At 58.5% G+C, this 13,565-nt stretch carries 13 protein-coding genes and 1 pseudogene; 12 read left to right on the top strand and 2 right to left on the bottom strand.

Annotated features, from left to right (window positions below):
* Positions 1-252: 252 nt before the first annotated feature.
* From V0U79_RS10775 to V0U79_RS13705, 3 genes and pseudogenes are all read left to right on the top strand, one after another.
* Entirely contained in the window at positions 253-1,119 is an 867-nt protein-coding gene (locus tag V0U79_RS10775; protein WP_330199518.1) for a hypothetical protein, read from the top strand.
* 421 nt (positions 1,120-1,540) lie between these two features.
* Positions 1,541-2,245 (top strand): hypothetical protein, encoded by a 705-nt coding sequence (locus tag V0U79_RS10770; protein WP_330199517.1) that lies wholly within the window; start codon positions 1,541-1,543, stop codon positions 2,243-2,245.
* Positions 2,246-2,515: 270 nt separating this feature from the next.
* A pseudogene (locus V0U79_RS13705) lies at positions 2,516-2,677 on the top strand (IS6 family transposase); the annotation flags it as partial.
* Here V0U79_RS13705 and V0U79_RS10765 read toward each other — a convergent pair.
* Complete coding sequence (locus tag V0U79_RS10765) at positions 2,676-3,497, bottom strand: hypothetical protein (protein ID WP_330199516.1); 822 nt, start codon at positions 3,495-3,497, stop codon at positions 2,676-2,678. The pseudogene V0U79_RS13705 and the gene V0U79_RS10765 sit on opposite strands and share 2 nt — an antisense overlap.
* Complete coding sequence (locus tag V0U79_RS10760) at positions 3,494-4,024, bottom strand: PadR family transcriptional regulator (RefSeq protein ID WP_330199515.1); 531 nt, start codon at positions 4,022-4,024, stop codon at positions 3,494-3,496. Before V0U79_RS10760 ends, V0U79_RS10765 begins: the two co-directional genes overlap by 4 nt.
* Before the next feature lie 178 nt (positions 4,025-4,202).
* On the opposite strand from V0U79_RS10760, the gene V0U79_RS10755 reads away from it, so the two are divergent.
* The 9 genes from V0U79_RS10755 (at position 4,203) to V0U79_RS10715 (ending at position 13,521) form a co-directional block, all read left to right on the top strand.
* Positions 4,203-5,162, top strand: a complete 960-nt coding sequence (locus tag V0U79_RS10755; RefSeq protein ID WP_330199514.1) for a Gfo/Idh/MocA family protein — start codon at positions 4,203-4,205, stop codon at positions 5,160-5,162.
* Positions 5,163-5,276: 114 nt separating this feature from the next.
* Positions 5,277-5,840 carry a hypothetical protein gene (locus tag V0U79_RS10750; protein ID WP_330199513.1) on the top strand — a complete coding sequence of 188 codons (564 nt, stop codon included), beginning with the start codon at positions 5,277-5,279 and terminating at the stop codon, positions 5,838-5,840.
* 110 nt (positions 5,841-5,950) lie between these two features.
* The gene (locus V0U79_RS10745; RefSeq protein ID WP_330199512.1) at positions 5,951-6,841 is read left to right on the top strand and encodes a glycoside hydrolase family 17 protein; all 891 of its coding nucleotides are present in this window, start codon (positions 5,951-5,953) and stop codon (positions 6,839-6,841) included.
* Positions 6,842-6,882: 41 nt separating this feature from the next.
* Positions 6,883-7,782, top strand: a complete 900-nt coding sequence (locus V0U79_RS10740) for a glycosyl hydrolase family 17 protein (RefSeq protein ID WP_330199511.1) — start codon at positions 6,883-6,885, stop codon at positions 7,780-7,782.
* 74 nt (positions 7,783-7,856) lie between these two features.
* A complete protein-coding gene (locus V0U79_RS10735) occupies positions 7,857-8,870 on the top strand; it encodes a LacI family DNA-binding transcriptional regulator (protein ID WP_330199510.1) in 1,014 nt (337 codons plus the stop codon).
* A 3-nt stretch (positions 8,871-8,873) separates the two neighbouring features.
* Positions 8,874-9,752 carry a glycoside hydrolase family 16 protein gene (locus tag V0U79_RS10730; RefSeq protein WP_330199509.1) on the top strand — a complete coding sequence of 293 codons (879 nt, stop codon included), beginning with the start codon at positions 8,874-8,876 and terminating at the stop codon, positions 9,750-9,752.
* A 39-nt stretch (positions 9,753-9,791) separates the two neighbouring features.
* Entirely contained in the window at positions 9,792-10,664 is an 873-nt protein-coding gene (locus tag V0U79_RS10725) for an aldo/keto reductase (protein ID WP_330199508.1), read from the top strand.
* A 357-nt stretch (positions 10,665-11,021) separates the two neighbouring features.
* Positions 11,022-12,008: a glycoside hydrolase family 16 protein gene (locus tag V0U79_RS10720; protein ID WP_330199507.1), complete on the top strand. Its 987-nt coding sequence runs from the start codon at positions 11,022-11,024 to the stop codon at positions 12,006-12,008.
* Positions 12,009-12,045: 37 nt separating this feature from the next.
* The gene (locus V0U79_RS10715; protein WP_330199506.1) at positions 12,046-13,521 is read left to right on the top strand and encodes an MFS transporter; all 1,476 of its coding nucleotides are present in this window, start codon (positions 12,046-12,048) and stop codon (positions 13,519-13,521) included.
* Positions 13,522-13,565: the final 44 nt, after the last annotated feature.

Here is a 13,565-nt window from a genome sequence, read left to right as displayed (position 1 = left end):
GACCGTATTTGCACCTCTCTCCTGGAGGATTACAGATCGGGCAACCCTGAATCTAGCTGTATCCCTGAATGTTCAAGCAGTAATGGCTCGGAAGAGCGTCGCCTTACGGTCGGCGAGACAACATTTGAACAGGTAGGAGAACGGAACTGTAATCCGCCCCTACCGAGGAACCTAGACAATATAACCATACTGGATTCCAATGGGTCGGAGCTCTCACGCGAGCCCTCCGCAAGTTCGGATGTTACCACAGCGATGGAACCCACAAATCAGGTTTCAGAGGTCGTGGCAGAGGCTGCTGCCTCCGAAGCCCGCAGACCAAATTCCGACGATCCGAACAATCACCCCCTTTATATCTTCGATAGCGCGAATCCAACATCCGTCAGCAACGACGAACTAGGGTCTCCCCCTGACTCTTTTTCTGGCCCAGGCATCGGGGCGGGAGCTGCCGAGACCGCGGAAACCCGAGAAGCCTCTAGCTATGTCTTCGGCGGAGCGGAGTATCGTGACGACGAGGGTTGGAGCCCGACGCTGGGCGGCCAGATCCCCGTGGGAAATAGCGGCTGGTTTGTTCGCGGAAGCGTCACTGGAAGTGGCGGCTCAACATCCGCCTTTCGCGATGTCACGACGATATCCACTGTCAACGATCCGGATTTAGGGCCTGTCATTATTGAGAACACAACATCGGTTGAAAGCCGGGCTAGCCGGGATTTTTCCGTACGCGCAATGGTTGGTTACGAGCTTCCCCTGTCAGACCGGCTATCGGTTGAGGCAGCGCTCGGTTTTGAACTCATATCGGGGAGCGTACAGCAACTCCCCGCCGAGGGTGCCAGCCTAGTGCCCATTGCTCGTGCGTTGGGCATTGCGCAAAACCATGCCACGTCCGAATTGGGATATTCGAGACATGATCTTTCATCGGCGCGCGGGGCGGCAGAACTGCACGTCACTTACAATCTGGATTCTTTCGACCAAACAATTGCGGTGATTGAAGGCGTGATAGGCACGAGCATATTCGAAATTCGGGAATCTGATGGTTGTGAAGGCGTCCCGAGACTCTATTGCGATCTCGATGGCGGCTTCTATGGCGGCGTCGGCGCTCGGATTCAGCTCGGCGGCGACTAGCACAATACTTTTTTGATTGCCCGAGATTGTACTTTTAAGTTGGCCGGGTTTTGGTGGGGGCTTAGATATTTGCTCTGAACATTCGGCACCCACCCCAGACCTCAGCCGCCCATAACCCCGCCGTGGGGCCACCGATCAAAAAGTAGCTCATTAGTAGCGCCTTCGGTTAGGCTATTGTCGTATACCTCATTCAACCAAGCCCTTGTGACGCCTGACCGGCTTCATTGAAATCGGATCACGACTTCTGAAGCTGGTGCTTCATAGGGTCAGGTGCCTGGTGAAGCCCTGCAGACCGGCAATGAATTGCATCAAGGATGATTTCTTGCGACGGTTCCTCCACCGTTGTGGCTCCGTCGTCGGCATTCGGTTGTGAAGACGGCTGCAATACCGAAGAGGGGCTGGGCTTTTGATACTGTCGCGGTTGACCACTGCCATTAAACGTCAGAACTGGCTGGCTGTAGGCCTTGAATTCGTGATCGTCGTTCTTGGTGTCGTGATTGGTTTTCAGTTCTCATTGAATTCAGGAAACCGAGCTGATCGGCGGGAAGAACAACGTATACTCGCCCAGCTCGACGCAGAAATCGCTGGCGCCATAGAACAGACGGAACAATTCCTTCGAGGCCGGGAATTACGGCTCGAATTACTGTCGCAAACTGCTCAGGTCATTCAGTCCGACGAGAATCAGGACCTTACTGCTCCACAGTGTGACGGCATACGCGACTCACACGTGCCGTTTTTTGACAATGTTGAAGTCCAGACTGTTGATGAGCTTACTAATTCGGGGGCGACCCGCGTGCTTCAGGCAACCGGGTTACGGGGATTGATATTCGAATATTCTCGTGTGCACGCCGGCAATCGCGAGGTGATGCTTTTTATCCAACAATCGATGATTTCCTTGCCAGATAATTTCCCGAATTCAATTCGATATGAAGCGCGTTCTGACGCCTATGGTGCAGGAATTCCGATCTGTAATGTGGAAGCAATGGCGGCGTCGATTGAGTTCCAGAATGCGCTTTTTGGGAACATTCAACGGGTTACTGCTCTAAGGGATTTTACCCGCAGGGAGCTGAATGCACTGGTTGCATTGCGTGAATCGTTGAATTCGCTGAATGAAGAAAGCGAATAATCCGAATAGGATGCCTGGCCTGCCGTCACTCATTGGAGGCGTCAGCGATTCAAAAACTCTCGAAACCCGTTTAGCTCCTAATCCTCCATCACCCAGTTAAAGCTAAGTGACACTCCGGACCCGGAACCACCAAACTCATTGAGCGCATCCCATGACAGGGCACTGTCAGAGGAAACCGGCCATTAGCTAGTTCGCCGCCAATTTGGCGGCATGAACAAGAACCCCTTTCGGTATTTCAAGACATCGCCCGAAGTGATCCGCCTGTCGGTGATGATGTATGTCCGGTTTCCGCTGTCGCTTCGGAATGTCGAGGATCTGCTCCACGAGCGTGGGGTCGATCTGAGCCACGAGACCGCGCGTTTCTGGTGGAATAGGTTCGGTCCGATGTTCGCTTCTGAGATCCGGCGGAAGCGGGCGGACCGCTTCCGCCCTAGTTTTTTCGGCCTAGCACAAGTCCTGCAATGACGCCGAACACGAAGTTGGAGATGCCGATCTCCACGAGGTGCGGGAGTCTGACCTCCCAGGGCATGAAAGCATTCGGGTAAAGAAGCTGGGCGGATGCAAGGATAGAAAATGAAGCTCCGACAATAGTGGCTGCGGCCAGTGTGCCGCGCTTCATATTGCGGACCAGTGCCTGTGCAAGCAGCGCCCAAATCATCCCCCTGAAGACCTGGAAGGCCAGGAGATTCATGATGTTGATGTCCAGCCCGTCGCCATAGAAATCGCGCACCTCCGGTACCGACCAGGCGATAAAGAAGCCGGCCGTGAAATAGAAAACCGGATAGAGGAGGGCGACGCTCGACAATGGAATCACCAGCGCCCGGACCCCTCGACCCGGATGCCTGTCTGGCTCCGGAGGTTTCCAGAGAAAGGTGGCTGCGATACCGACCCCGACAGCGGCGGCGAGGCTTAAAAGGCTACTGTCAATCAATTGCCCGGCCGGCGTGTCCACACTGCTCGCGAAATAGAACGCTTCGATGATCAGCAGAAACGACTGGGCCAAATAGAGCGTGGCACCCAGCAGCGCGCCAAGTTTCCAGCCACGGACTGCCGCTCGGGCACCGATTGCCGCGAGAACAAGCGCGTGCAGCCCATTCACAACCAGAAAGGCAGATCCCGCACCGAGCGGGCCGTTATCGTTGACTACCTCGCTGCCCATGCCGAGAAGGGCCGCTGCGGCCGCCGATGACATGAGGATCACAATCCATAATGCGGCGGATTTCAGTGTGAAGACGATGGTCCGTTTGATCATGACCTGAATTCCTTTTTGGACGTGGCGGCCCATTGCCGCTGGGTCATCAGACCTTGCAGGCCATTTTCGACGGCGAGGCGGCCATGACGGCCCAGCGCCCGGCCGGCAGGGCTTTCGAGATAGGCCTCAATCTGTTCAATCCGGTTGCTTAGCGCCGATTCAAAACTCGCCAGAAAACTTTGCGTGACACCCGGCTCGTCAACATTTTCCAAGAACGCAAACCGCAGGAGAACGAGATCGACCGATCGGGTGACCTCTTCCTCTGTGACGGGGGTCCGGAGCCATGCGTTCATCGCATCGCGTCCTCGCGTGGTGACATGGAAAAGCTTTTTTCCACCGCCTGCCGGTGCCCGCTTTTCAAGAAAACCGGCCGCGACGAGTCTGGCAAGCGCGGGATAGATGCTGCCGGGGCTGGATGAATATGTTCCCATCGGGGTGGTCTCGAACACTCTCCGCAGGGCGTATCCGGAGCAGGGCTCAGCCTGGACCAGGCCGATCAATGCATATCCGAGGGTTGTAAGTTTCATTGGTCCGTCCATTTAATACGCATCGTATTTTATTTGATACGATACGTATTAAATGTCAAGGCGCGAAATCCGGCCGGGCTTGCAGCACCGGGATGCGTCATGAGCGTCCGGTTAAAAGGGGGTGCCGACATCGGCTTGGTAAAATGGTAGCGTTGCCGGAAACAGAGGCGAGAGCGTGATGGAACAGGTCAAGTGGGGAATTCTCGGGGCCGGGAAAATCGCGCGGCAATTTGCATCTGATATTCATCATGCGCCGGGTGCATGCCTGCATTCGGTAGGGGCCCGTGATGCGGGCAGGGCGAAGGCTTTCGCCGGCGAATTCGGAGTACCGGTGGCTCATGGGTCCTATGAAGGCCTGGTGTCCGACCCCGAGGTGGATGCCATCTATGTGGCCACCCCGCACAGCTTTCACCTTGAACATTCGCTTCAGGCGATTCGCGCTGGCAAGGCTGTTCTGTGCGAAAAGCCTCTGACAGCGACGCCCGGGGAGAGCGAGGCCCTGGTTTCCGCCGCCAGGGACGCTGATGTCTATCTCATGGAAGCGCTGTGGACGGCGTTCCTGCCGGCCATCCGGAAAGCCCGTGACTGGATCGATGAGGGGCGGATCGGTGAGGTCCTGCAGATCCAGGCCGATTTCGGTTTCCGCGCGCCGTTCGATCCGGACAGCCGGCTCTGGAATCCGGACCTTGCCGGTGGCGCCATGCTGGATATCGGGATCTATCCGATTGCCTTCAACCGCCTGATGACCGGCCGCGGTCCCGGCCAGGTGAGTTCGGTGGTACGCAAGGCGCCCACCGGCGTGGATGCCGAGGTCAGTGCGATCCTGAGGACAGAGACTGTCACATCTGTCCTCAGCTGTTCTTTCTTGTGTGATCTGGTCAATACCGGGCGGGTGCTGGGTAGTGAGGGGATGATCGAACTGCCCGATTTCTGGCGCTCCGGCGAGGCCCACTTATTCCGGCACGGAAAACAGGCCGAGGTATTTCATGATCAACGGCAGGGTGGCGGATTCGAGTTCGAAATCGAGGCCGCGTCGCGGGATATCCTGGCCGGCCGGAAGGAATCGGAAACCGTTCCACATGCTCTGAGCCTGGCTTTGCAGGATGACATGCAAAGGGTGATGAACGCCGCTGCGTGAGTGGCTGGCCGTCTCAGGATTTGCTTCGTGCGGGCGCTGCACGGGGTTGAATAGCGGCCAAAGACAATCCAGAATGTTAGCGCTATCAAAATTGACCGGATCAGGGGTTTGATCATGACAAGGGAACGCAGGAATTCTTTGCCGGCCATGCTTGCGGCCGCGGCGATCGGTTTCAGCCTGGCTTTGCCCGGCGTAGCCGCAGCAAGATTCGATGAAGCGCTGAATGACCGTTATTCGGTCCGTTGGGATACGGAAGGACGCGGCGTTCGCCGCGATATTGTCGAATCGGCGACCGCTCCCGGAGGAGCTGTGCTGGAGGTCAGTGTCCGTCGCCGCAATGGCGAGGCCTGGCGGTCACGTGTGACCGTGCCTTTGGTGCGTGATATCCGGGCCGGCGATGAAGTTGAGCTGCGCGTCTGGATTCGCGCGGAATCGCCGCTGAATTCGCTGGGAACGGGCAATGTCGATCTGCAAATCGTGCGGACCAGTGAGCCCTATGACAACATTTTCAGCGAGAATATCCGGCCGACCGCTGAAGGCCGGTACTACACGGTTCGTGGCGTGGCTCAGTCGAATTTTGATGCGGATGATGTCGTGTTCGGGGCCAATCTCGGATACGGGCGGCAAACTATCCAGTTCGGGCCGATCTTCATCAACCGGATCGATCCGGCCGAATAGGCAGCCAGAGCCTGAAGCAGGGGGCTGGCGCTTTCGTCTTGTAAAATGTCCATCGTTGTCATATTGCGTTTCACGCGGTGCAGCCGACCGTGTTCGTGATGAGGGTGACAATGTCAAATCCGTATAATCGCAAACTCAATCTGATGGGAGTCAACCCGTCAGATGTCGGTGAGGGCGTCATGTCCGAGCGGATCAGAGCGATCCTCGAGGATGGCCTGCATGGTGTGGCCTTCAGCCCCTATACGGATGGGCAGGACAATAGCAGCGAGGTCACCGAAGGGCAGATCCGCGCGCGCATGTCCATGCTGGCGCCCTATACGCGCTGGGTCAGGACATTTTCCTGCACGCGCGGCAATGAGCTGGCCCCTGCCGTGGCCACCGAGCTGGGTCTGAAAACCATGGTTGGCGCCTGGATTGATGCCGATCTGGAAAACAACGAGATCGAGCTGGCCAACAGTATCGCGATCGCGAAGCGCGGGGATGCCGGCATCCTGGCCATCGGCAATGAGGTCATGCTCCGGGAGGAGCTGACGGAAGACCAGTTGATCGCCTATATCGAGAAGGCCAAGGCGGAGGTCGATATACCGGTCGGATATGTCGACGCCTACTTCCTGTTCGAGAAACATCCGCGCGTAGCGGAGGCCTGCGATGTGTTGCTGGTCAATTGTTATCCCTTCTGGGAAGGCTATCCGATCGAGCACGCCCACATCTATATGCGGGAGATGTACCGGCGGGCCCAGCGCGTGGCCAATGGCAAGAAGGTCATCATTGCCGAGACAGGCTGGCCGAATGTCGGAACGCGCGACCGGGGTGCCGAACCCTCCCGTATCAACGCGATGAAATATTTCATCGATGCCGTTGAATGGACCGGGGAAGAGGGGATCGAGCTCTTCTACTTCGCCGGGTTTGACGAGGCCTGGAAAGTGGCCAAGGAGGGCGATGTCGGCGCCTTCTGGGGGCTATGGGACAAGGACGGAAAACCGAAATATCATTCGGCCTGATGTTCGGAATTTTCAAACCACGGCGCCGGCGATTTGCTCCGGTGTTCGCGCCGGCAATCTGCTATTCGGGGTATCGCGACGGTCAGAGCCCGCCCTCAGGCGTCTTTCCATCCTATCAGGAGATCCGCGAGGATCTGGAAATCCTGGCGCGGCATTGGCGCTATATCCGGATCTATGACTGCACCCCCCATGCAGCCACGGTCCTGAAGGTTATCCGGGATCACAAACTGCCCTTGCAAGTCATGCTGGGCATGGGTCTGCAGGCAGAGGTCAGCAATCCGGGCTGCCCGTGGGGCGGGACCTATCCCGAGGACATTCTTGCGGCGAACCGGCGCAGCAATGACGCCGAGCTTCGCCGGATGATCGGCCTTTCGCGCAAATACCGGCGTGAAGTGCTGGCCGTGTCCATCGGTAACGAAGCCAGCGTCGATTGGAATGATCACATGGTCAGTGTCGAGCGCCTGATTCACTTTGCGAAAGTCCTGCGGCGCAAGGCCCGGCATCCGGTGACCTTCTGCGAGAATTATGTGCCCTGGACCGGAAAGCTCGATCCGCTTGTCCCTTATCTGGACGTGCTTGGCGTTCATACCTATCCGGTATGGGAATACAAATCGATCGATGAGGCGATGGCCTATACCAACGCCAATTTCAGGGCCGTGAAGGACCGGTTTCCCGACATTCCGGTTGTCATAACCGAAGCCGGATGGACAACGCGGGCCAATGGGCGCGGTATCGAGCCGGATAACGCATCAGAGGCCCTGCAGGCCCGCTATCTGGAAGCGCTCGAGGACTGGTCGAGGGCCAATGGCGTCCTGACATTTGTCTTCGAGGCGTTTGACGAAAACTGGAAGGGTTCGGCCGATCCGGACGAGCCGGAAAAACACTGGGGTGTCTTCACTGTGGACCGGACGCCGAAACCGGCAGTGGCAAAACGGTTTTGACACGCGGTGCGAGTCCGGATCGGGTATGTCATACCGATAGCGGGAAGCGGAGCCGGCCGGTTGGGGGAAATCAGATGGCAACGATCTTCGATGTGGCAAACAGGGCCGGCGTATCGATCAAGACCGTTTCGCGGGTCTTGAACAATGCGTCCAATGTGCGTCCCCAGACACAAAAGAAAGTCCAGCTCGCCATGCGCGAGCTGGAATATCACCCCAGCTTTGCGGCTCGCGAACTGCGCAGCGGTCAGTCTGAAGCCATCGGCATTATTTTCAGCGACCCGAGTGGCGGCTTCCAGGGCCGCCTGCACAGCGCGGCCCTGTCCGCCTGCCGCGATGCCGGGTGTTTTCTGACCGCCGCCCTTATCGAGGAAGGTAGCGACAACTGGGCGGACCAGCTTGCCGAGTTTCTGAACCGCACCCGGATCCGGCGAATGATCCTGGTTCCGCCCTTCTGCGACTCGGCCGACCTGCGAGAACAGCTCAGGGAAGAGGGCGTTACTTTCACGCTGATCTCGCCATCCATTCCGGCTGCAGATGCGGTTTCCCTGGGGATGAATGAAGAGCAGGCTGCCTATGAGGTCACACAGCACCTCGTCTCGCTGGGGCATGAACGGATCGGCCACATTGCCGGCATTGAAGATCATGTCGCCACGCAATTGCGCAAAGCCGGATTTCTCAGGGCTCTCGCCGAGGCGGGCCTTGAGGCTCGCGAAAACTGGCTTGGCGTCGGGGCCTTCAATTTCCGTGACGCCCGGGATGTTGCCCGGCAGATGCTGGCTGACCCCGGCGAGCGGCCGACCGCCATTTTCGCTGCGAATGACGAGATGGCCGCCGCGGTTTGCTACACGGCCAGCAGTCTTGGCCTGACAGTGCCTGATGATCTGTCTGTTGCCGGATTCGATGATGTCGCCATCGCAACAGCAATCTGGCCGCCACTCACAACGGTTTCGCAGCCCTTCACTGCCATTGCGGCGGAGGCCGTACGGCGCCTTGTCGAGCCGGATCCGGAAGCGGATCAGGGCCAGAACGAGGCGCTGGAATGCCGCCTGATCATACGGGAATCGACCGCACCGCCGCCGGTCGGCTGACCCGTGAGCCGTCCGTCGTTCGTCAACCTGAAAGCCGCCGCTTCAGCCGGTCAGAAGATTGAGAGTCCCGAAGTGTCCGATCCAGAACAATCAGAAAAGCCGGCCATCCTCTTCGAAGATGATTTCTCCGGACCCGAGCTCGACCGGAGCCGATGGAATGTTGAAGGCCCGGTATTCTGGGTGAACCGTGAAGCGCAAGCCTATATCGACTCGCCCGAGACGATCCGCCTTTTGCCAGAGGGCAGCATTCCTGGCGCGACAGGCAAGGTGTTGGAGTTGAGGGCGGGATATTCCCGGGACTTCGAGACTCCGGATGGACGCCGGGTCGATTTTCTGTCCGGCCGAATAGATACGCGCGGAAAGTTCGATTTCACACATGGCCGTGCTGCGGCGCGGATCCGTCTTCCGGACCTGGAAGGGGTCTGGCCCGCTTTCTGGATGCTGGGCAATGGTGAATGGCCGGGGACGGGCGAGATCGATATTCTGGAATATGTCGGCGAGCCGGACTGGGTTGGCGTAGCGGTCCATGGTCCGGGCTATTCCGGCGAGACACCGCTGGTGAACAAATATTTCTTTGCGGACGATGAGACTGCGGCGGACTGGCATGTCTATGAAGTCGAGTGGACACCGGAAGTGATGATCTTCAAGGTCGATGGCCGGACAATCTACCGCGTGACCCGGACGATGGTGGAATTATACGGTGACTGGCGGTTTGATACGCCGAAACACCTTATCCTCAACCTGGCCGTTGGCGGTGAGTACCCGCACAAAATCAATGGCAGGAAGTCGCCCTATTATGGCGTTCCCGCGGCGACCGCCGAGGCCATCAAGCGCGACGGCGCAGCCATCCAGATCGATTGGGTAAGGGTCGAAAGGACGTGATGCGCGGTAAAGGCCGCGGATCCGGTTTGGAGTAATCTCATGACATTCATCTGGGGCAGCATGCGTGCGACGGCATCACCGGAAACTTCGGACGGAAAGTCACTGGCTGATTTCCTGGAGCGCTGTGCCGCGCTGGGTTGCTCGCAGATTGACCTCGCCGACATCTATGGACAGGGCCGCTGTGAAGAATTGATGGGCGAAGCGTTTTCCGTTTCGCCGGACCTGCGTTCCCGGTTTTCCCTGATTGCGAAATCGGCGGTCGTTTTTGCCTCCGGGAAGGACAAGGCGTCCGCGCATCATTACCGCAATGATGCCGGGCATCTCGAGGCTTCCCTCGCGACAACGCTTCGCCGGCTGGGGAGCGAACAGATCGATCTCTTCCTGGTTCATCGCCCGGACTATCTTCTCGAATTCGACGAAACGGCGCGGGCGCTCGAACGCATGGTGACATCGGGACGGGTCAGGCAGATCGGGGTATCGAACTTTCCGGCCGATCGACTGGCGCGGCTGGAGGCGTCTGCCAACGTCCCGATCGCCCACCATCAGATCGAGTTCTCCGTTCTCGAGACCGCCTGTCTGGACAATGGCCTTCTGGACGAGGCCCAGACTGCGAGGCGCTCGATCTCGGCCTGGTCGCCCTTCGGTGGGGGAAGGCTGTTCGACATACGGTGCGAAACGGCAGCGCGGGTCCGGAATGTTCTTGCCGAAATCGCCGGGGATGACGATCCGAACGTGATTGCAGGAACGGCGCTGGCCTGGATCCGGTATCATCCGGTTGCGCCCGTCCCGATACTGGGCGGAACGCGGATCGAACGGATCGAGCACCAGGTGAAGGCCATGAAGACGGCAAGGTTTGATCCTGAGCGCTGGTATGCCGTGCTGGAGGCTTCGCGCGGCCAGCCTGTACCGTGATGCTGATTGACGGAGCGCGCCCTTTGCGGCGTGCGGGCGGGCTTTCAGTTTCCGGAGGATTCATGACTGCGCTTCGCAGATGCGAAATGACAAGGTTGGACATTTTTATTGACAAGCCCGCGCCGGACCTCGAATAGTGGGGGTAATCTGCACCGAAGACGGGCAACAATATTTAGGGGAGAAACGGGCTGTGCCAGACCTTTGTCGGCATACCTGTCCGGAGGCTGCCTGGACGGCAGGCCCGGAGTTGGCGACCGGCCCGGCGGCCGGCCTGGCGGTTTGCCTTCCCTATCTTTCAGCTTTCGTTTTCGCGTATCCGGGCCACCCTGTGTTGGCGCGCCAATCGGGGATGGGGGAATGATGATGCGAAACGTCGTTCTCGGCCTGACGGCAAGCCTGGCCCTCCCGGCCATGGTATGGGCGGATTGCGATGGATCGGCGGGGCTGGATCCGTCTGATACAAGCTGGCGCCTGGTCTGGGCTGACGAGTTCGACGGGTCGCAGATCGATGCGGATCGCTGGACGCGGGAAGTCGATTGCTGGGGCGGCGGAAACGAGGAGCGTCAGTGCTATACGGCGTCGGACCGGAATGCCCGGGTCGAGGAAGGCTGCCTCATTATCGAGGCCCATCTCGAAGACACCAGCGGGCCGGCCTGGCCCGAGCGGCTGATGGACGATCTGACGCCGGAGCAGCGCGTTGAAACCGCAACCCAGCCCTTTTCCTCGGCGCGTTTGAACACACGCGGCAATGGCGATTGGCGGTATGGACGGATCGAGGTCCGGGCCCTGCTGCCGGAAGGCCAGGGTACCTGGCCGGCCATCTGGATGCTGCCGACCGACGAGGTTTATGGCGGCTGGGCGCTGTCGGGCGAGATCGATATCCTGGAAACGGTCAATCTCGGCGCTCCGTGCGAGGCATGCGACGGGCCTGTCGAGAACCGCATGTTCGGTACACTCCACTTTGGCGGAGCCTGGCCCCACAATCGCCACGAGAACCGGCGCACGACCTTGCCAACCGGACCCGATGGCGAACAGGTATTCCATGTGTTTGCCATCGAATGGAGCGAGGGCCGGGTCGAGTGGTTTGTCGATGGCCAGAGCTATGGCTATCTGACGCCGGATGAATGGGGAACGGATTCCCCGCTGGCGGACGGCAATCCGAACGCGCCTTTCGATCAGCGCTTTCACCTGATTCTCAATCTCGCCATCGGCGGTCACCTGGCTGAAAGCCACACGGCTGGCGGTGTCGATTATGAGGGCTATCCCCGTCAATTCCTGGTGGACTGGGTACGAGTCTATGACTGCCCCGAAGATAGCGAAACGGCGCGGGCCTGCGTCAATTGAGCGACGCTCGTAGCGAGCTGTCAGATAGGACAATGCCATGAGCGAAGCAGTAAAAGAGACGCGACCGGAAGACCGGATTTCCTTCCTTCACAGGCTGGCTTACGGGTCCGGTGCCTTTGCCAACAATCTGCTGGCGGGTTCTATCGGAGCAATGATGGTCGTGCTGAATATCGGGCTTGGCATGGACCCTGTACTGGTTGGACTGCTTGGTGGTCTGCCGCGCTTCTTTGATGCACTGACCGATCCGATCGTCGGCTATATATCTGATCACACCAGAACACGTTGGGGACGCCGCCGGCCGTACATTTTCCTCGGTGCCATTGCCACAGCGGTGGCCTTCGGCATGTTGTGGCAATTACCCGAGGGGCAATCGGAAATGTTCTATTTCTGGTACTTCCTCATCGGCTCATTCATCTTTTTCCTTGCCTACACACTCTTTGCCACTCCGTGGGTGGCGCTCGGTTACGAGCTGACTCCGGATTATGACCAGCGCAATCTGCTAATGGGCACGCAGAACTTCATCGCCCAGTTGGCCTATTTCATTCCGCCATGGCTGGTATTCTGGGCCCAGAACGAAAACCTTTTCGACAACATGGTGCAGGGGACTTCCGTCATTGCCTGGGGCATATCGGCGCTGGTCGTTCTGTTCGGTATCGTGCCCGCGATCTTCCTGCGCGAGCGAATGGCGGAAGTGGCCGCCCGTGAGCTGGATGAAACCAGTGCCAGCCGCCGCAGCATTATCGGTAATGTCTGGGATTTCTTGAAGGGTTTCGGTTCTGCCATCTCCTTTATCCCCTTCCTGAAACTGTGCGCGGCGACATTCCTGGTCTTCAACGGCTTCATCATGATTGCCGCTTTCCAATTTTATGTCGTCGCCTACTACGTCTTTGCGGGTGATATCGAGGCAGGTGCGGCTCATAACGGCGCAGTCGACTCTTTACGCATCGTGTTCTCCTTCGTTGCCGTGGCTGTTGTGGCCTGGATGGCGTCGCGGGTCGGCAAGCGCAGGATGTTCGGTATCGCTATTGGATTGGCGGCCCTGGGCTATGGTCTGAAGTGGTTTCTGTATGACCCCGCTGCGCCGTGGTTGCTTTATTTCGCGGCACCATTGATGGCTTTCGGTCTGGGCGGCCTATTCACTCTTATGCCGTCTATGGTCGCCGATGTGGTCGATATGGATGAGCTACGCTCGCATCAGCGTCGCGAAGGCATGTTCGGCTCGATTTTCTGGTGGGTGGTCAAGCTTGGCCAAGGCGCGGCCATTGCCATTGGTGGGTACCTTCTGGCTAGCACCGGCTTCGATGAGGCGCTGGGTGGCAACCAGGCAGAATCAACTCTGTTCTGGTTGCGTGTCTGGGATGTTGTGATTCCGGTTAGCTTCTATCTGGTGGCCATCTGGCTGGTTACCACGCTGGATATTAGCCGTGAGTCCGCGGCAAAGGTCCGCGCCGAGCTGGAGGCTCGCCGGGGAACAACCGGAGAAGCCGGTTCAGGCGCTGAATCTCAAAACTGACAACAAACAAAGGGCGGGAAGCCGTCTTCGTGTGAAGTAAGGAA

This window comes from Hyphobacterium lacteum (assembly GCF_036330345.1).
GTDB lineage: Bacteria > Pseudomonadota > Alphaproteobacteria > Caulobacterales > Maricaulaceae > Hyphobacterium > Hyphobacterium lacteum.
The sequence above is the reverse complement of the archived record's forward strand: the minus strand, read 5'-3'. Positions and strand labels throughout refer to the sequence as shown.